Source organism: Ruminococcus sp. (assembly GCF_016283395.1).
The window spans coordinates 137,551-157,249 of sequence record NZ_JAEEMU010000034.1; the positions used below are offsets into that span (position 1 = coordinate 137,551).

Genomic DNA, 19,699 nt, shown 5'->3' on the forward strand with positions numbered 1-19,699 from the left:
GTCAAGCACCTTTTGGAGTGAGGAGCGGAGCGACGAATGGAGAAAGGTGCTTGCTGCGGCCCCCACCGACTGGTCATGCAGCATACGCTTCATGGTACTCTATCGGTGCCATACAGTTCAACTTGGTCTGGTATCGCTTTGTATCCAGGAATATATCTGCTGATAGGATACTCCATACTTCTCCATAGTAAGCCCGTAATTTTTGCCATTCTCAATACAGAATGATACTATTTCTATGCGTTCTTCCTTTGTGGTTTTTCTGCCTTTATTCATGGTAATTCTTCTTTCCGAGCGTGTGCGTTCCTTAAAGTCTTTACCACTATTATACCATGAAATCCATTGTTGTAATAGGCTCCTTGATCTGATTTTGTATTTAGCACAAATTTCGTTTAAACTTGATTTCAGTGAAAGGTATTCTTTCACTGCCTGAAGTTTGATTTCAACTGAATATCTTCTATTTGATTTTTGAACCTTAACTGCATCGATACCTTCTGTCTTTGCTATCCTTACATATTGTCTTAAAGTTTCATGGTTTATTCCGTATTTTGGAGCTATTTGCTTACAGCCTCCATTTCCATTTAAAACATCCTGTACAGCTGCAATTCGTTCTTCATCTGTTAAGTTCCCTTTTGACATAAATTAACCCCCATAGAGTTTTCACACTTTTTGTTTTTTCGTGTGTCTACTCTATGGGGATTATATCACTAAGACGGCTTACTGAAATTAATAATGTGGAACAACCTTTCAGTGGGATTCGTGATCGGTTGTATTCAATTAGAAAATGGATCGATAATAACATATGCTAAAATAATGACATTGCTCCCTTAAAAATGGGAAAAACTGTTGAAAAATATATGCAAGTTCGGGTCAATTCAATTGTGGAAAAACTGTGGAAAAATCATTTTATTCATCGCTTGAAATGACGATATATAGCCGAAAAGACTTTGTCACTAATTGGGCTGCCGTGGCAGACAAACATAACTTTTATCATACGTTTTTTCCTCTCTGATTTGCTCAGTATTGCCGTATCTTGTGCGGTATATCGAAGCTTTTCTTTCCTGCTACCAATTTGGCAGAACGGGGTGAAAACTACAAAACGCGGCAAGTTTTAGCAAATTGCGGACGTCGTTAGTAGTAAAATAGTAGTAGAAATTGGGGTGTTTTATTACTAAGGATTTAGTGCTTGGAGACCGACCAGCGAGCTCCTTCTTCGCCGATCACTCCATTAAGAGCAAATCCATATTTTTCAAGTACTCTTTTTGAAGCAGTATTGTCTGAATCGATCTCCGCTTCAATAGCCGTAACCTCCAGATGTGCAAACGCCCACTCTAATACTGCTTTAACCGCTTCGGTTGCATAACCGTTGTTCTGATATGCTTCGGAGATCCCGTATCCGATTTCTGCAATGCCATCCGCAGAAAGCCCCTTGAAGCAGAGTTCACCGATATGTGTGCCGTCTTTCAGTTCGATCATCCATATCGCATACCAATCCCATTGATATGGATGTTCCAGACAGCCGTTCAGCATTTCTGTATAAGCAGCTTTCAGGACATCCACAGTTTGCGCTTCAATGAAAGTTTTCATCATATCATGAGAAGCGGCATATATTTTCACTCTGTTTGTTTCAATCATTTTGCTTTACTTCTCTGATGCTGTTCTCCTACCATTCCATTATACCATAATACTTCCATTTCATCAAGTCAAAACAGGCAAAAATTAGCGGCTCACTCGAAGTGAGCCGAATAGGAAAACTAACTATTCAGAATCCCATAGCAGTCTTTGTTTTCTGCATTTGTTCTGCCTCCACCAGTTCTTCCAGCAGTAGAAATGCCACCGCCGGTCCGGTCTGCGGACAGTATGAGGTGATGATATTCCCAGTCCTTACTACCGGCTCATTCACAACGATCGCACCATATTCTGCGAGCTGTTTCTGTCTGTGATCGTTGTTCAGATGATAAGTAGTAGCCCTTTTGCTGTTCAATATGCCGCTGTTTCCAAGTGCAAGTGCTGCAACGCAGATTGTGGCAATCAGTTTGCCACGGTCGTTGAATTCGTTGATGAGCCTTACTGCCTGCTCTGAAAAAGCGTCTTCATAGAATCCATATTCTTCAAACCCGCCGGGAATCGCAAGAGCATCATAATCGTCAATGTAAACTTCATCAAGTATAATATATATCTGGATATCATTTACCGCGGGATATTTTACTGCACTTGTTTATCCTTTATAAGCTATTCCTGCGGTGTGAAAGCCTAACCGAATGAATTCGTGACAGGAGATATTTCAACGATTTTATACATCTATGATGAAATTTTAATACTTAACATTTTGTCTATTGACAGATATAATGATAGAAGATATAATAAATATATCAATATGCAACAGAAACAAATGTTTATACTGTATATATTATAGTAAAAACGACGTATCGTATAATTGGGTTGGATTATAAGGAGATGTAATGTTTTTAACAAATGAAATAATTAAATAATCATAAACAATATGCTCAGAGAATAAGTATGCCAATTTCTTATTTCAATAAACAGGAGGATAAAAATATAAATAAGAGAAATATCTATATCAATAAGTTAAGTTCGCAGATAGTAGAAATGGGTATTAACATCGATTGCAATATAAGGCGTTTGTGTTGAACTGAAAAGAGGTGTGTATATGGAATACAATACAACAAAGGTTCGTTCATTAAAAAGCTATCCCACATATCAGTTCTATGCGAAAGCCGACTCAAAAACTGTCGGTACAAATGACGTATTCAAGATATGTATTCTTGAAACACTGCGTTGGATACGCATACGACTTCAGAATTTTCCGGATATGCCTAATGAATTGAACGCGCCCGAACCAGAGCAGTATTGCAGCTTTTCGGAAGATGAACTATCTTCTTTCAGCTATAATAACGGCTTCCAGATAGATGTTATCTATATTGATGCTATAGGAGCATGGTCATTCCGTATTACTGAGCCTGATATGGGCGCCAATCTCGGTACGCCGCGTGAACGTCCTGCTGTCAACGGAAGGTCTTTTACAACCGAGATAGCATTTCTTAAACAGAGCGATTGCATTGAGATCGGTATGCGCACCATATGTTCCGAGCCTTCAGATACTTCTGCGGATTGCGAGGTGTTTCGCCCGAGAGTTGTAAAAGCTCTTGCCGAAAATGAACATCTGCGTCTGCTTCACAGCGGCTGGATAATTGACGGAAAGCCTCTGGAAATAAAGAGCAAGGCTGAGCTTGAACGCTTTCTCGATGTACTTGAAGATCAGGACAGAAGCCTGCCGGTTGTACTTATAGCTGACAGTAAAACTGAAATATCACAGCCGAAAACTGTTGCATTGCCGCCTGTAACTCCATCATTATCAGCTGATAAATTCAGCTTCTCGGGCTTCACAAAGCCCAAGCAGGAACTCAGTATATCAGGCATTGCAGACAGTTTGACTAAAAAGAATGCTTTTTCTATTCCTAGTAAGAAAGAAAAGAAAGCCAAAGAGTCTACGCCTTCTTCTGTTATAAAGAAAACTTATATTCAAACAAAGCTGCCTGTTTTTGATTATTCTAAACTCGCAAGGTCACTGATAGGTTTTGCAATTGTCGTATTCTCATACGAGAAATACTTCAAGTCAATTGAAAACAAGGCTCACCTCACTATTAATCATGGCGATATCCTGTTAATCACAAAGCAGGAATCTGTAGAAAAAATCGTTTATAAGCAGTATCAGAATGATATGCAAGGCTTTTTTAATACATTAAAAAAAGATGTCATTTCAATGCAGAAAAGAAGTGCCTACAGCTTCGGCAATGTTATGTTTTATTCTGACGCAAAGCTTAAGGAATATAAGACAAAGCGGCATCAGACAAGCTCTCTTGAAGAAAAATGCAGTATATACAAGCTTGAAAATACAGAATTAAAAGCCAAAATCAAAGAGCTTTCACAACAGCAGACAGATATGCAGCAAACTGCTGAGAACCTTCGTGTTGCACAGAAAAAGATAGATAGTCTAAGTGCAGAGCTCGATGCTGAAAGAACAGCTTATGATAATCTGTTTAAGGAAACTGCTGCCAAAGAAGATGCATATCGTAAAAGTACGGAATTAGTTCAGTTCTACCAGCATATGATCGACATTGCAGCACTGTTTCCTATAGATAAAAAAGATGTTTTCAGCTGGATAGAAGAGAATTATTCGGAGTTATTATTTGTTGCTCCACGCGCTCAATCTGAGCTTCGCAAATATAATGGTTTTCTTGACCTCGCCTGCTTATGTGATGGAATCGTTTTCCTTTCTGCATATGCTAAATACAGGCGTCAGGAGCTTTCCGAGGAAGCTCTGAACTTATACTCCGAGCACAGAAAATGGGAAATACAAGGCTGCGGAAAGGAAGCGCTGAAGGTTCACCGTGCCGATTACACAGTCACTATCGACGGCGAGCAGTACATCTTAGATCAGCATATAAAGCGCGGAGTCCGTACAGAGGAGCTTATCCGTATATACTTCTGCTGGGATGATAAGAGCAGAAAAATAATAATCGGCTCTATGCCAGAACATCTGGCTACCGTAAGGAAAAGTACATAAAAAGGGGGAGGAGATATAGATGAAAAGTATTTTTAATAAACCTTCTTTATTCAAGGAATGTAAAATGTGTCCTGTTAAAAACCAAAAGCAGAAAAGCAGTACAATAATAAGTCCATGTCAGAAGTGCATCGAACAAGGAAAAGCTGTGCCTCCACCTCAGGTACAAACTGAAATTAAGTATTATGCGGTGAATAACATGAGCAAAGCACAAATAGGAAGGAATGAACGGCGATGTGTATTATGCCGATACTGGAACGGAGCTATCGGCAGTACCACAATACAAATACTTGTTGGCGGAAACGTTTTCACATATGAAAATACCGAAAGGCATATTTGTTTCAAAAAAGGCAAAGGAATTGAAACCATTGCTATTCATGAGTGCCCATATTTCAGGCAAAGATATGAAGATTAAAAAGAGTTGGAATCTACACTCAGTTTAAGGCTCAATAATTTATTTTATACTAATCATAATATCTTTGTTCGAAAAAAAGGCATATATGCATTGAAGAGGTTTCAATTCCTTTAAAACAAGAAATAACTAAAAAGGTTTAACTGGAGTTGATTGGAATGAATGAGATAGCGAAAGTATCTTGTAAATAAATAGCATTGATGGTTTATTATTTTCTGTATGCATAAACTTTGGGTGGTGCTTCAGGTTATATTGTTCTTTTTTGAATTGTTTTTTATGATGTGGAGGAAAGCTGTTGGTTAATACATAATTATTTCTCCAACCTATTGACATTACCTGCTTAATGTGATATGATGTAAGCACAAGGAAAAATAAGGCATTGTATTTGAATTCATTATACCTACGGGTGTAGTGTATCCAAATGCAATGTCTTTTTTGTTATGTCAGCAGCTTGACAAAACGGCGTCGGGAGACGACTGAATAGAGCGCCGGGAGGCGCGCAGGACGGGGCGAGAGACTGTTCCGTTCAATCTCCGTCTGTAAATCGGTGCTTACAGAAAGTATGCATTGCGGTTCGGAATCTTCCCGGACTTGCGTACCTGTAAGCCAATGTCTGCACAGCAGACGCCGAGCGGAGTGAATCCAAAACAAAGTCTCAATTATTTCAGAATCAGTAAACCCAAGAAATGACAGTGTTTTCTGTCAGAAATGGAGAAAAAATGAAAAATTTTGTAAGCTATTTTGAAATCGGCGGAACATCAGGTATGATGGCATTCTCTGACAAAGGTGTGGAAATAAGATCTTTGGATCCCAATAAAGGAATAAGTAATATTGACGCATTTACTATTCTTTGCTGCTCAAAGAGAGTAAGACAGATTCTCAAGGATTACCAGCCTGACAAATCTGTTCAATATTCAATTGTTGAGCGTATTTCAGGTGATAAAAGCGTTACTTCTTTCGTAAAAAAACAGAAGGTCAATAAAAACATATGTGATTTTCACGTATATGATATTTCCGAATGTGATAAATATGAAATAGGCTGGTTTTATCATATTAGTCACGCAAGATATTTCTTTACAATTGACGCTTTATTCATAGCAAAAAAATGTGGGAATTCTTATTGGGCAGGACTTGCGGAATTCAACAGAAAAAGTCTTCTTAGATATATTCAGACATACGCGGGTTTCAGATATGTTCGTCATCGTGATATACTTGATTGCTGTATTGAGTTCATATAAAAGCATAACAAGCACATATGCCGAACACACTGACTGGATAAACTGCGAGTTCATCAACTGCACTTTCGTAAACAGTCAGATCTGTTGTGAGGGTTTTGAGTATCAGCACTGCAAGTTTGAAAATAATAAGACTATGAATATCAGAGTTTGAAAAACAGAGGGCTCAGTAACTCTGAGCCCTCCAAAGCGTATTCACATACCGCACCACACACACTGCTTCATAACATTCAGGCTTCCTTCGATATATGAATTTTCCAAGTTTTTCTGAAAAGAAAGATATCTCTTCTTTACCATCGTCATCGTCGCCGTACATTTGCTGATGAACATACGATAATATCTTTTCACATCTTGATATCACTTCATTTTCAGGTGAGCCCGATTTTTGTGCTGCATCTCCATCCGGCTTTTTCTGCTTTTTAAGAAATATCAGCAATCCTGAAATCATCAATGCACCCGACAACTCAGATAATGCATCTAAATGCAGCATTATATTATGCGTAAAGCAGATAACAAGACATATCGCCCCTGCCACAAAAAGCCCTGCTGACAGATATTTATATTTGTTTTCCATCTCCTGTACTATCTTTTCTTTTTATGTTGGGAATTTTTCTATAACTTTGTCATTATCTCTTCAAGGCTCATGCCATCGATACCTTTGATCTTACTAAGCTCTGTCTCGAGAGTTAGAAGATCAAATGTTTAGCCCTGTTCTTTGAGCAGTTCATCACCATACCGAAGAATGAACTTTGTAAGTTCCTCGCGGTTCATTTTCTTGATTTTTCGGTAAGTGTCTCTGTCGATGATTTCTTTCTGTCCCATATATAGCTCCTTTTCGTTTCTTGTAACCTATTATAGCATATCTGTGATATGTAGTAAATAGTAAAACCGGCAGCTTCTCCATAGCAAAAGAAATTCGATATTGTAATAAAAAGAGACTGCCTGTGCTGAACCGGACGAGCTTTTTGCTTAACCGTTAATTACTCAGGATCCAGCTCTAATGGCCATAAGTCAACCAGCTTTTTCTCTAAATCGACTATTTCGACAGAAGCGCGATCATACCAGTAGAACGCTTGTCGTATATCAAGCTCAACACCGTCACCATATTCGTACATATCGCCAAGATTAGCCATAGCTCTGAAATCGTAATTGTCAGCAGCTTTTTTATACCATTTGGCAGCTTCAGCGCGATCCTGCTCAACGCCGTCACCATAATAGTACATCTCTCCGAGATCATATTGCGCATCGACATTGCCTCTTGTAGCAGCTTTAAAGAACCATTTTCGCGCCATGTCAACATTCTTTTCTACAGCTATACCGCTGTGGTACATACAGCCCAAAAGAAGCTGGCATGAGTCATCATTATGCCCTGCTCCTTTTAGTGCCCATTTAAGCATTTCTTCACAGTCACATTGAGCATTATCGCCGTTGGTTATATCGAACCAGATTTGCCAGCAAAGTGTAGATATTGCAGCAACATCATCCTGCTCAGCTGCCTGGCTATAATAGTCATATGCTTTTTGTTTATCTTCTGTAAAACCGTATCCCGAGCCGTATTCATACATACAGCCTAATTTATATAACGCATGGACATATCCTTTATCGGCAGCATCTTTATATAGCTCATATGCTTTATACACGTCCTGTTCCAGACCGTTATCATAATCGGAATACATATACATATCCGCAAGCTCACATTGCTTTTTAAGATCACCTTTTTCTGCTTCTATTCGATAGTCTTCAGAAGCTGATATATACCACTTCTCCGATTTATTGAAGTCCTGATCAACGCCGTATCCGTATTTATACATTTCACCGAGCTTATATTTAGCATCAGCATAGCCTTTTTCAGCAGCTGAATAATACAAATCAAATGCCTTTTTATAATCTGACTTAACACCTGCTCCGACATAGTACATTCCTGCAAGCTCATATAGACTTTTTGCGTCGCCACTATCTGCCGCGTTGCTATATCCCTCAAATGCCTTCTTGAACCACTCATTGGCAACAGCGATATCTTCAGCTACTACGATACCGTTTTCATATAAGTAGCCAAGCTGATACTGAGCGTCGGGGCAGCCATTTTCGGCAGACTTATTATACCACTCCACAGCCTTAGCTTCATCAATAGGCGTTCCCTGCCCATAATAATACATTTCACCAAGCAAGTACTGCGCTTCGGGATTATCATTATCTGCTTCATTTTTTATCACAGGGAAAGCTTCATCATACTTATCCAAGTTATAAAAATCTTTTGCTTTCTGATATGATATCATATCAGCTGTGTTAAGGGAAGTTTTACTGTTTCTGATGTCATTTTTCATAAGAACTCCTTTTCCCCTTCACCGATGAAGGTGTCAACATTCGGGAAGTAATATCCCTTTTGTGTGTACAGCAGCACTTAGTTAAAGCTGATATTGAAGAAAAATGGTTCAGATATAAGAAAAAGCGGCTGACTGAGCCGAATGGACATAGTACGCCCCTAAAAAACGTACTATATTCATTCAAACTCAAACAGCCACTCCCTTCGATTTAAGTTAATATTATTCTATCATATTCCTGTGGAAAAGTCAAGATTATAGGTTAACATATCATATTTAACGCAAATTGTCAGTTGACCAGCAGCTGTCCTCCCTGAAGGAAGGATACAATCTTTTAAGATTTCAACTGTTGTTTTTTTCTATTAAATGCCTTGATTAGTTTTCAATATGGTTTAAAGTGTAATTATACGCCGCTGTATACGGCCTTATTGTTGAAGTAGAACCAACATCTTTGTCCGGTTACCTGTTCAACGTACTTACAGTAATCATACATTTCGTCATATGGTTTCAGAAGGAAATGTGACTTCGCGCCAATAATTTCTACCGTCGGCTCAGAGAATATGAGAACGGACTAAAATAACAATTTATGAGTAAGCCGATATAAATCAACTGTATCGGCTACATTATTATTTCAGATAAGTATCCGTTTTTTTGAGCAATAATTCAAAAGCGGAAATTCAATTTGTGTGAAACAGATTTTTGGTATTTCTCTGAACTAAGGGCTATTGACATATCTACTCCAGAAACTGTGTGCTGTCATAGTGGATAGTTATCAACTCTGCATCTCCATGTTTTGTTCCTTTGAAGATACCAGGATGTACGAGGCAGTCAATGCTCGTCTCTATCAAATCTTTTTTGGCTTTTGAATTTGATAATCATTCTCAATTGTGAAAAATGTGTGAAAAATCTTGTGAAAGTATTGACATTCAAATTAGTTATGATATAATAATCAATGTTAATATGAAAATGATAATCATATTCAAATTATGAAGAGGTGAAAATGTGGGTTTTTACAATACTCGCCAGAAAGAAAGAATATTATCATTTCTTGGCTTACACGTAAATGAGGAACTAACTGTACATGAGATCGTAGAAGGGATAAGCAAGGGCTCACCGAATGAGGAGCAGGTAGCTGAAAGTACAGTTTACCGTATAATGAATAATCTTACCAAACTCGGATTAACAAGTAAAAAAACCGACAGTAACCGTGAATTCCGATACAGATTATGCAATAGTGAAAATTCGATAATAAGTTTTCATTGTAAAGTATGCGGCAAGATATATAATATAGACGAGAAAGTATGCAACTCTATAATAAAGGAGCTTCATGAAAACTGTCCTGTTATGACAGATGAAGAACTCATGCTGACAGGAGTATGCGATAACTGCAAATAGTATGATAATTATGGATAATCAATATGTTTTTTGGAGAGATAGCTTTGAAAAAGGTCATAAACCGAATTATTTTATTTTTGATAATGGTGGCTGTTGTGCTGATGCTGATCATTTCTTCATTGCTGATAGCAAAGCATATACATCATCATTGTACAGGTAAGAACTGTCCTGTATGCAGTGTGCTGACGCAGTGTTTCAATAATGTGCGGCTCCTTGGAACTGCCTGTGATACACCTGTATTATCATTCGCATTTGTCATAGTCTTTGCGGTAGTTTTGGTATTTGCCGCAAATACTATGTCAAATATAACAACTCTAATTTCTCTGAAGGTTGAACTTCTGAATTGAATGATAATCTATCGTTACAGGACACAAATAACATATATCATTCAATTTGGAGGTTCATATCCCATGTTTAAGAAAAAAACTATAACAGCAATGCTCAGTATTGCTATGGCAGCTGCAAGCTTTACAGGATGCAGCTCTGATAATAACAAATCTTCGGATAATGCTGCCGTTAAGGCAACAGTTTCATCACCTGATGCTTCAAAGTCATATAACGTAGTTTGCACTATTTTCCCCGAGTATGACTGGGTAAAGGAAATAATCGGCGACCATGCTGACAATGTTGATCTTACATATCTTCTCGACAGCGGCATTGATCTTCACAACTATCAGCCAACAGCAGATGACATAATGAAGATAACAAGCTGCGACCTGTTTGTATATGTGGGCGGCGAGTCTGATGAATGGGTAGAAGATGCACTTGCTAACGCATCTAATCCTGATATGAAGGTAATAAATCTTATGGACGTTCTCGGTGATTCAGCTAAGGTCGAGGAACTCAAAGAGGGTATGCAGGAAGATGAACATGAGCATGAGCATGAACACAAGACGGATTTTGATGATTCGGAAGTAAAAGACAGGACTCTTGCAGAATGGGACGGAAGCTGGCAGTCAACATATCCGCTTTTACTTGACGGATCCCTCGATGAGGTATGGGAGCATAAAGCAGAAGACGACGATACAATGACAGCTGAGGAGTATAAAAAGAAGTACACAACTGCATATGAAACAGATGCTGTTACTATAAATATCAAAGCTCCCGAGGTCGAGTATGTTACAGCAGATAAAACTATAAAGGCTGATTATGAGTACAGCGGTTTCTATATCAGAACAAAAGACGATGGTTCAAAGCAGGCAAGATACAAGTTTGAGAAAAAGTCGGGAGACGATGATGCTGCAAAGTATATCGTATTCAGCGACCACAATATCGAGCCGTCAGAGCCCGAGCATTTCCACTTGTACAGCGGAAATGACGGATTTGATACCCTTGTTGAGGAAGGAACTCATTTTCCCACATACTATCCGGCTGAGTTAAGTGCAGAGGATATCGTTGAAGAGATGACAGGCGGACATGATCACAGTCATGACCATGAGGAAGGTGAAGAGGAATACGATGAGCACGTTTGGCTCTCTGTAAAAAATGCCAAGGTGCTTTGTGCAGAGATAGAAAAGAATCTTGAAGCCATCGATCCTGCAAATGTATCAGACTACAAGGCAAATCTTGACAGCTATATCTCCAAGCTCACAGACCTTGACAACAGCTTCCAGACACTGGTTGACGGTGCGGCTGTAAAGACACTTGTATTCGGCGACAGATTTCCGTTCCGCTACTTTGTAGATGATTACGGACTTGATTATTTTGCTGCTTTTATCGGCTGCTCAGCTGAATCGGAAGCAAGCTTTGAGACTATCAAATTCCTTTCTGATAAGGTAAAGGAGTTCAGCTGTGATACAGTTTTCACACTTGAAAACTCAAACAAGGATATCGCCAACGCTATTATCAGCAACTCTGGAAATAAAAATATAAAGATCGCAGAGCTCAACTCGCTCCAGTCAGTATCTAAGAGCGATATAAGCAGCGGTGCAAGCTATATATCCCTTATGCAGAAGAACTACGATGTTCTTGCAGGCGTTATGAAATGAGGTACAGAATGAATAATAAAAAAATACCAGTTATTCTCATCACAGGCTATCTTGGTTCTGGAAAGACTACTCTTATGCAGAACCTTCTGAAACAGGAACAGCGTAAAATAGCACTTATCGTAAACGATATGGGCAGCGTCAACATAGACGCTGCTCTCCTCAATAAAAATCGTGACAGAATATCTTCCGTTGAAATGGTAGAGCTCCAGAACGGCTGCATATGCTGCACTCTCAGAGACGAGTTCATTGCAGAGATCGAGAGGATATCTCAACTCCCTGATATAGAAGCTGTTTTCGTAGAGGCTTCGGGAATAAGCGAGCCCTCTAATATTGCGGCGTCATTCGTTGTCTATACAGAGGATAATCCTGACACCAATGTATATTTAAGCTCTGTAGTTTCCGTAGTCGATGCCGACCGTATATACAATGAATTCCTGCGTGAGATCTCAATGGAGAACGATACAGAGGAAGGAGATATCATCAATCTTATTATCGATCAGATAGAGTTCTGCAACCTAATTATCCTCAATAAGACGGACTTACTCAATACTGAACAGATAGAAGAAGTAACAAAGGCTATCCGCGATATACAGTCAGAAGCTGAGATAATCCCCTGCATAAACAGCGAAGTCGATACAGAAAAGATCATGCACGGAAAAGAATTCGACTATCACGCAGTACTTGCTTCATCATCGGTACAGCGCGCTCTTAATACCAATGAGCCTACAGATAAAGAAGCCTGCATGGACGAGTACGGTATAACTTCTTTTGTATTTGAAGAGGCTCGTCCGTTTGACCGTGACAAATTCATGGACTTAGTTGACGAATACCCCAAGGAGCTTATCCGCACAAAGGGCTATGTGTGGTTCGCAGATGATGACGTACATATACAGCTCTTTGAGCAGGCTGGAAGAAATGCAAGCGTTACTGAGCTGAACGAGTGGCTTGCAGCTTGTCCGCAGGAGGAGCTTGACGCCATGTTCGAGAATTATCCCGACCTTAAAGACGAATGGCATGAAGTTTACGGTGACCGTATCAATCAGTTGGTATTCATCGGTAAGGGATACAAAAAAGCGGATATCCTTGCAAAGCTTGAAAGATGCCTGACAATATGAGCAGCAAAGCAATACCTGTATATCTTTTTCTTGGTTTTTTTGAAGGGGGCAAAACGAAATTTATTCAGGAAACGATATCCAACAAACGCTTCGGACTTGACGAAAACATTCTTCTTTTGATTTGTGAAGAGGGGATAGAAGAGTACGATATATCGCAGTTCGGCGGTAAAAGTATCACAATTCATACAATAGAGGATAAGTCCGAGCTTGATGAACAGCTGCTTTTGAAGTTGTCGGACGAATGTGAAGCAGATAAAATAATGATCGAATATAACGGAATGTGGCATCTAACGGACTTGCTTCTTAACAAGCCGGAAAACTGGAAGATATTCCAGACCGTATTCATTGCCGATGCGTCCACATTTCAGATATACTTGCAAAACTTTGGAAGTCTTGTTATCGACAAGGTCAACGTCAGTGATGTTGTGATCTTCAATCGCTATGCCAAAAGAGCCGATGTCAATGAACTGCATAAGCTTATTCGTTCGATCAACAGAAGATCTGAGATATATTACGAAGCCGATAACGGAATGATGATAGTTGATGATATAGAAGATCCGCTGCCATTTGATATTGAAGCTCCGACCATAGTTATAAAGGATACTGATTATGCCATATGGTACAGCGACATTATGAACGATGCGAAGAAATATAACGGTAAAACCGTTAAGTTCAAAGCAATAATATCTTCACGTCCCGAGCTGCCAAATAATGTTTTTGCAATAGGAAGGTATATAATGACCTGTTGTGAAGCGGATATGAAATTTTGCTGGTTCGTTTCTTTATACAACCAATATTACAACGTTCAGGACGAGAAATGGGTAGCTGTAACTGCTGAAATAACCGTACAGCACCATGAAACCGAAAACATTGATATACCTCTTCTGAGAATAGTTGATCTTTATGAATGTGAACCGCCTGAAAGAGCAATTGCATCATTTATATAATTATTCGGAGAAAATTATGAAGTCAATACTCAAAACATTTGCATTATTAACCGTGATAATTAGTCTCGCTGGTTGCCAAAATGTTACAACCAATGTACCTTCTGCTGAAAGCGGGGTTACAGCAATTCCAAAAATAACGGAAATAAATACAACTGATATAGTTGCTAATGTACAGAATACAGAAAAAAACAAACCACCAACATCAATAGAAAATTCAGCAACAAACGAAAAAAGCGATACTACTGACTACGATTATGATATTGACCTTACACAGATGAGTCCTTCAATGGTTTATGCTCAGGTATATGATATGGTTTGTAACGGCGATAATTATCTTGGGCAAACAGTCAAAGTAAAAGGTCCGTTTTCCTATTTTCAAGAAACAGATGGCAGAGAGTTTTTTGCAGTTATTATCAGTGACGCAACAGCCTGCTGTTCTCAAGGCATAGAGTTTGTTTTAAACGGTGATTATTCATATCCTGATGATTATCCCGCTATCGGTACAGAGATAACTGTAATCGGAAAATTCAATTATTATACAGAAGAATTTGCAACATATTGTCAGCTTCTAAATGCCAGTATGGAAATTGATGCATCGTAATCACGATATAAAAATAATGCAGTCCATTAGGGTTGCATTATTTTTTTTAACTTTTTTCTATATCCAGGCAGTGGAGGATTCAACTTCGGTGACGGCAATTTCAGCGGATTTGGCAGATAATGCTTTAATAAACAGAAGAGCAGCCCGGAATACATATGGGAGCTGATTCTTGTATGTCAATAGACTACAGTCAAATGACATATTTATGATACTATCGGTTTACAAATCATGATCCTTCCATTTCATCAAGTCATTGACTTTTTATCGGTATAATGCTATAATTATCTTTAGATGTAAAGTCATATTTTATATGTTTTAATATATCAAGGAGGTTAAAATGCATAAGGAATTTCTTATGGGAAATGCCGCTATCGCCTGCGGAGCTGCTGCCGCAGGACTTAATGTTATAAGCGGCTATCCAGGTACACCTTCTACGGAAGTACTTGAAACAACAGCGAAAATAAACAACGGAAGTATCTACGTTGAATGGTCTGTCAACGAAAAAGCTGCTCTTGAGCTGGGAGCAGGCGCAGCCTACTGCGGTGCCCGTTCAATGGTAACTATGAAGCAAGTCGGACTTAATGTTGCGTCTGATCCGCTGATGAGCCTTGCATATATCGGTGTAAAAGGCGGAATGGTCATAATGGTAGCAGATGATCCGGGCCCTATCTCATCTCAGACAGAACAGGATACACGTCATTTTGCAGCATTCTCAAAGCTGCCGTGTTTTGATCCTTCATCTGTTCAGGAAGCGTATGATATGATACAGGAGGCGTTTGAGTATTCCGAAAAATACCATACTCCCGTACTGTTCAGGCCTACCACAAGAGTCTGTCATGGTTATGCTTCTATCGAAGTGAAGGACGAGAGCGAATGTATAAAGAACACTCCCGAAGGCTTTGTCAAGGATTCTTCAAAGTGGGTAATTTTCCCTCGACTTTCCTATAATGCTCATATGCACATAGAAAAGCGTAACGTTGAGCTCTCTCAGGTCTTTTCTGAGTACAGCCGCAACAGGATAATACCTGCTTCTGATACAAACTGCCGTAAGGGAATAGCTTCACATGGTATCAGCTTTACTTACGTACAGGAAGCTATTGCCGGTAAGAATTCGCCAAAAGTATTCAAGGTCTCAACGCCTTTCCCATTCCCCGAGCAGGCTGCTGTGAAGTTCTTAGAAGGACTTGACGAAGTGCTTTGTATCGAGGAGCTTGATCCTGTTATTGAGCGTGAGCTTACATACGTATGCGGCAAGTATCACCTCAGTACAAAAATACTCGGCAAGCTGACAGGAAATGTGAGAAATGCAGGAGAGAACACCTGCGACAGCGTTGCTGATGATATTGCAGAGTTTATGGGCTGGGAGAAAAAAGCTCCTGCTGAGCTTCCTGCTGCTCCTGAACTGCCTGTACGTCCTCCTGTACTTTGTGCAGGTTGTCCTCACAGAGCAAGCTTCTATGCCGTAAAACAGGCAATGAAAGGCAAAAAGTCTGTATTCTGCGGAGATATAGGCTGCTATACTCTCGGAAATGCAATGCCCCTCGATATGGTCGATACCTGTCTTTGCATGGGCGCAGGCGTGAATATAACTCAGGGTATCGGCAAGATAGAGCCCGATATGAGCTGTTTCGCATTTGTGGGCGATTCAACTTTCTTTGCCTCAGCTATAACAGGTGCTGTAAATGCAGTATATAATCAGGCGGATATGACTCTTGTCGTGTTAGATAACTCCACAACAGCAATGACAGGTCATCAGCCTCACCCGGGTACGGGAAGAACAATGATGGGACAGGTCGTTGATAAAGTCAATATCGAAGCCGTTCTGCGCGGAATAGGTCTTAAAACTGTAGAGACCGTGAACCCTCTCGAACTGGATAAGGCTATTGAAACAGTGCGTCGTGTTGCTGATGAAAAAGGCGTTAAGGCTATTATTTTCAAGTCGCCCTGCGCTGTACTTATCAAGCCCGAAAAGCCTTTTGTTATAGACAGCGATAAGTGTATCGGCTGCAAGAAATGTATAAACAGCCTCGGATGTCCCGGTATCGTCATATCCGACGGCAGTGTAAAGATAGACGGCTCGTTATGTACAGGCTGCGGACTTTGCAGTCAGGTATGCCCCGTAAATGCTATCGGAGGTGAGCGAAATGAATAAAAATATTCTTCTCTGCGGAGTGGGCGGACAGGGTATCGTCCTTACATCAAAGCTCACGGCTTCATGTGCTATGGAAAAAGGTATGCAGATAATGAGTGCCGAGACTATCGGTATGGCTCAGAAAGGAGGAAGCGTTTTCAGCTTCCTGCGTATCGGTGAAGGAATATACTGTCCTATGTTCGGTCAGAAGCAGGCTGATATTATGATCGCTTTTGAACCTGCGGAGGCTGTGCGTATGCTGCCTTATCTCAGGGACGGCGGAACAGTCATCGTGAATACGCACCCGATAATGCCTGTTACAGCTTCACTTAAAGCATCAGACTATAACGGAACAGAGATGCTCGACTACCTCAGGAAATACACTGACAATGTTATGGCAGTTGACGGTGACAAGGTATGCCGTGAATTGGGTTCTCCAAAGGTACTCAATATGGTAATGCTTGGTGAAGCCATAAGGAGCGGTATCTTACCGTTCACAATAGACGATGCTGTTGAAGCAATGAAGAGAAATGTGAAGCCTCAGTTCGTTGAACTCAACGAAAAGGCTCTCAGACATAATATATAATTACGAAAGGAATGATATACTGTGCAGATATCAGAAAAACAGATCGAACTTGTAAACGACCGTATACAAGCACTTGTAAAGGCTGGAAGTTTCTATGGAAAGAAGCTCAAGGAGGCAGGTATAACAGGGATACACTCGGCAGATGACTTTGAAAAGCTTCCTTTTTCTGAAAAAAGCGACCTTCGTGAGGCTTATCCGCTGGGACTTATGACAGCTCCCGAGGAGGAGATAGTCCGTATACATTCATCATCAGGCACAACAGGTACACCTGTTATTATCCCATATACAGCCAAAGACGTTGATGACTGGGCAATAATGTTCAAGCGTTGCTACGAAACAGCAGGCATAACAAATATGGATCGTATTCAGATTACTCCCGGATATGGACTCTGGACAGCAGGTATAGGCTTCCAGAACGGTGCAGAAAAGCTGGGAGCTATGGTAATACCTATGGGACCCGGAAATACCGACAAGCAGCTTCAGATGATGCAGGATATGAAAAGTACTGTACTCTGCTCGACGTCGTCCTATGCACTTCTTCTTGCAGAGGAGATAGAAAAACGTGGTATAAAGGATAAAATACACCTCAAGAAAGGTGTTATCGGCTCTGAGCGTTGGAGCGACAAGATGCGTGAGCGTATCCACAATGAACTTGGTATCGAGCTTTTCGATATCTATGGACTTACCGAGATCTACGGTCCCGGTATAGGCATAAACTGTCCAGGTGAGACAGCTATGCACTACTGGGACGATTTCCTCTATCTTGAAATAATTGATCCTGCAACAGGCAAGAATGTTCCTGACGGCGAAATAGGTGAAATAGTTATTACTACACTCGTTAAGGAGGGAGCTCCTCTCATTCGCTACCGTACCCATGACCTTTCAAGGATAGTTCCAGGAAAGTGCAAGTGCGGACGCTGCTATCCGAGAATTGATGTTATCATGGGACGTACTGACGATATGATGAAAATAAAGGGCGTAAATGTGTTCCCAAGTCAGATAGAAGAGGTCATCGGTTCATTCGAGGAGATCTCCAGCGAGTATCAGATACGTATCTCTCACCTTGACGGTAAGGATACTATGCGTATATACGTTGAAGCAAGCGGAGATCACGACTGGGCATCGCTCAGCAGTCGCATAGCTGAAAAAGTCAAGAGTCATATCGGCTTTACACCTATAGTAAAGATCGTTGAGATCGGTGTGCTTCCGAGAAGTATGAAAAAGACAGCCCGCGTTATCGACGAGCGTTATGACTGATATCAGTAAATAATACCTTAGCAGTTCTGAGTGAGCCTATTGCTTTCTCAGAGCTGCTTTTTTCATTTCAGCACTTGAATTTGATAATCATTTTTCAAATTAAAAGGTGAAGAGGCAGAACTTCTGAATTGAATGATAATTTATCGTTACAGGACACAAATAATATATTTCATTCAATTCAGAGGTTTATATCCCATGTTTAAGAAAAGAACTACGATGTTCTTGCAGGCGTTATGAAATGAGGTACAGAATGAATAATAAAAAAATACCAGTTATTCTCATCACAGGCTATCTTGGTTCTGGAAAGACTACTCTTATGCAGAATCTTCTGAAACAGGAACAGCGTAAAATAGCACTTATCGTAAACGATATGGGCAGCGTCAATATAGACGCTGCTCTCCTCAATAAAAATCGTGACAGAATATCTTCCGTTGAAATGGTAGAGCTCCAGAACGGCTGCATATGCTGCACTCTGCGTGATGAATTCCTGCGTGAGATATCAATGGAGAACGATACCGAGGAAGGCGACATCATCAATCTTATTATCGACCAGATAGAGTTCTGCAACCTTATTATCCTCAATAAAACAGACCTGCTTAATGCTCAGCAGATAGAAGAAGTAACAAAGGCTATCCGCGATATACAGTCAGAAGCTGAGATAATTCCGCGTATCAACAGCGAAGTCGATACAGAAAAGATCATGCACGGAAAAGAATTCGACTATCACGCGGTACTTGCTTCATCATCGGTACAGCGCGCTCTTAATACCAATGAGCCTACAGATAAAGAAGCCTGCATGGACGAGTACGGTATAACTTCTTTTGATTTGTGAAGAGGGGATAGAAGAGTACGATATATCGCAGTTCGGCGGTATTTCAAATCTTTTTGTTCAATTATGCAATCTCTCTGTGTGCAATACTACTCCATTCTTTATGAAAAGGCACTTATGAATTATCATAAGTGCCTTTTCGTGCTTTACTGATATTTTATTATGATAGCCAGTGTATTCCATTGATATGTCTGTCTATTGAAAAGGCAGAACAGTTTATGATATAATCAAAGTATTATGACCTATGACCTGCTGTAATTTGAGAGAAAGAACGAGTTTTAAAAAAATTCAAAAAAATTT

General features: G+C 40.0%; 18 protein-coding genes. 13 read left to right on the forward strand and 5 right to left on the reverse strand.

What is annotated here, in order from left to right; translation table 11 throughout:
• Positions 1–117: 117 nt before the first annotated feature.
• From QZZ41_RS03860 to QZZ41_RS03870, 3 genes are all read right to left on the reverse strand, one after another.
• The gene (locus QZZ41_RS03860; RefSeq protein WP_295068409.1) at positions 118–636 is read right to left on the reverse strand and encodes a transposase; all 519 of its coding nucleotides are present in this window, start codon (positions 634–636) and stop codon (positions 118–120) included.
• 540 nt (positions 637–1,176) lie between these two features.
• Entirely contained in the window at positions 1,177–1,632 is a 456-nt protein-coding gene (locus tag QZZ41_RS03865; protein WP_295068412.1) for a GNAT family N-acetyltransferase, read from the reverse strand.
• Between the two features lie 127 nt (positions 1,633–1,759).
• The gene (locus QZZ41_RS03870) at positions 1,760–2,182 is read right to left on the reverse strand and encodes a DJ-1/PfpI family protein (RefSeq protein ID WP_367267442.1); all 423 of its coding nucleotides are present in this window, start codon (positions 2,180–2,182) and stop codon (positions 1,760–1,762) included.
• A 486-nt stretch (positions 2,183–2,668) separates the two neighbouring features.
• On the opposite strand from QZZ41_RS03870, the gene QZZ41_RS03875 reads away from it, so the two are divergent.
• The 3 genes from QZZ41_RS03875 (at position 2,669) to QZZ41_RS03885 (ending at position 6,232) form a co-directional block, all read left to right on the forward strand.
• The gene (locus QZZ41_RS03875) at positions 2,669–4,585 is read left to right on the forward strand and encodes a hypothetical protein (RefSeq protein ID WP_295068415.1); all 1,917 of its coding nucleotides are present in this window, start codon (positions 2,669–2,671) and stop codon (positions 4,583–4,585) included.
• Positions 4,586–4,604: 19 nt separating this feature from the next.
• Positions 4,605–4,997: a hypothetical protein gene (locus QZZ41_RS03880; protein WP_295068418.1), complete on the forward strand. Its 393-nt coding sequence runs from the start codon at positions 4,605–4,607 to the stop codon at positions 4,995–4,997.
• Positions 4,998–5,713: 716 nt separating this feature from the next.
• Positions 5,714–6,232, forward strand: coding sequence for a hypothetical protein (locus QZZ41_RS03885; protein WP_295068421.1), 519 nt, complete (start codon positions 5,714–5,716; stop codon positions 6,230–6,232).
• A gap of 163 nt (positions 6,233–6,395) precedes the next feature.
• On the opposite strand, the gene QZZ41_RS03890 is transcribed toward QZZ41_RS03885, so the two are convergent.
• Together QZZ41_RS03890 and QZZ41_RS03895 are read right to left on the reverse strand one after the other, a co-directional pair.
• Positions 6,396–6,764, reverse strand: coding sequence for a hypothetical protein (locus tag QZZ41_RS03890; protein WP_295068424.1), 369 nt, complete (start codon positions 6,762–6,764; stop codon positions 6,396–6,398).
• A gap of 445 nt (positions 6,765–7,209) precedes the next feature.
• Positions 7,210–8,553, reverse strand: a complete 1,344-nt coding sequence (locus QZZ41_RS03895) for a hypothetical protein (RefSeq protein ID WP_295068427.1) — start codon at positions 8,551–8,553, stop codon at positions 7,210–7,212.
• A gap of 999 nt (positions 8,554–9,552) precedes the next feature.
• On the opposite strand from QZZ41_RS03895, the gene QZZ41_RS03900 reads away from it, so the two are divergent.
• From QZZ41_RS03900 to QZZ41_RS03945, 10 genes are all read left to right on the forward strand, one after another.
• Positions 9,553–9,945 (forward strand): transcriptional repressor, encoded by a 393-nt coding sequence (locus QZZ41_RS03900; protein ID WP_295068429.1) that lies wholly within the window; start codon positions 9,553–9,555, stop codon positions 9,943–9,945.
• A gap of 44 nt (positions 9,946–9,989) precedes the next feature.
• On the forward strand, positions 9,990–10,292 hold the full coding sequence (locus QZZ41_RS03905; protein ID WP_295068431.1) for a hypothetical protein: 303 nt from the start codon (positions 9,990–9,992) through the stop codon (positions 10,290–10,292).
• Positions 10,293–10,355: 63 nt separating this feature from the next.
• A complete protein-coding gene (locus tag QZZ41_RS03910) occupies positions 10,356–11,933 on the forward strand; it encodes a ZinT/AdcA family metal-binding protein (protein ID WP_295068433.1) in 1,578 nt (525 codons plus the stop codon).
• Positions 11,934–11,941: 8 nt separating this feature from the next.
• Positions 11,942–13,048 (forward strand): GTP-binding protein, encoded by a 1,107-nt coding sequence (locus QZZ41_RS03915; protein ID WP_367267436.1) that lies wholly within the window; start codon positions 11,942–11,944, stop codon positions 13,046–13,048.
• Complete coding sequence (locus QZZ41_RS03920) at positions 13,045–13,995, forward strand: GTPase (RefSeq protein WP_295068438.1); 951 nt, start codon at positions 13,045–13,047, stop codon at positions 13,993–13,995. Before QZZ41_RS03915 ends, QZZ41_RS03920 begins: the two co-directional genes overlap by 4 nt.
• A gap of 16 nt (positions 13,996–14,011) precedes the next feature.
• A complete protein-coding gene (locus QZZ41_RS03925) occupies positions 14,012–14,596 on the forward strand; it encodes a hypothetical protein (RefSeq protein ID WP_295068441.1) in 585 nt (194 codons plus the stop codon).
• Between the two features lie 337 nt (positions 14,597–14,933).
• A complete protein-coding gene (gene iorA / locus QZZ41_RS03930; RefSeq protein ID WP_295068444.1) occupies positions 14,934–16,748 on the forward strand; it encodes an indolepyruvate ferredoxin oxidoreductase subunit alpha in 1,815 nt (604 codons plus the stop codon).
• Complete coding sequence (locus QZZ41_RS03935) at positions 16,741–17,313, forward strand: indolepyruvate oxidoreductase subunit beta (protein ID WP_295068447.1); 573 nt, start codon at positions 16,741–16,743, stop codon at positions 17,311–17,313. The genes iorA and QZZ41_RS03935 overlap by 8 nt, the downstream gene beginning before the upstream one ends.
• Before the next feature lie 21 nt (positions 17,314–17,334).
• A complete protein-coding gene (locus QZZ41_RS03940; RefSeq protein ID WP_295068449.1) occupies positions 17,335–18,570 on the forward strand; it encodes a phenylacetate--CoA ligase family protein in 1,236 nt (411 codons plus the stop codon).
• Between the two features lie 250 nt (positions 18,571–18,820).
• Complete coding sequence (locus tag QZZ41_RS03945; RefSeq protein WP_295068452.1) at positions 18,821–19,402, forward strand: GTP-binding protein; 582 nt, start codon at positions 18,821–18,823, stop codon at positions 19,400–19,402.
• Positions 19,403–19,699: the final 297 nt, after the last annotated feature.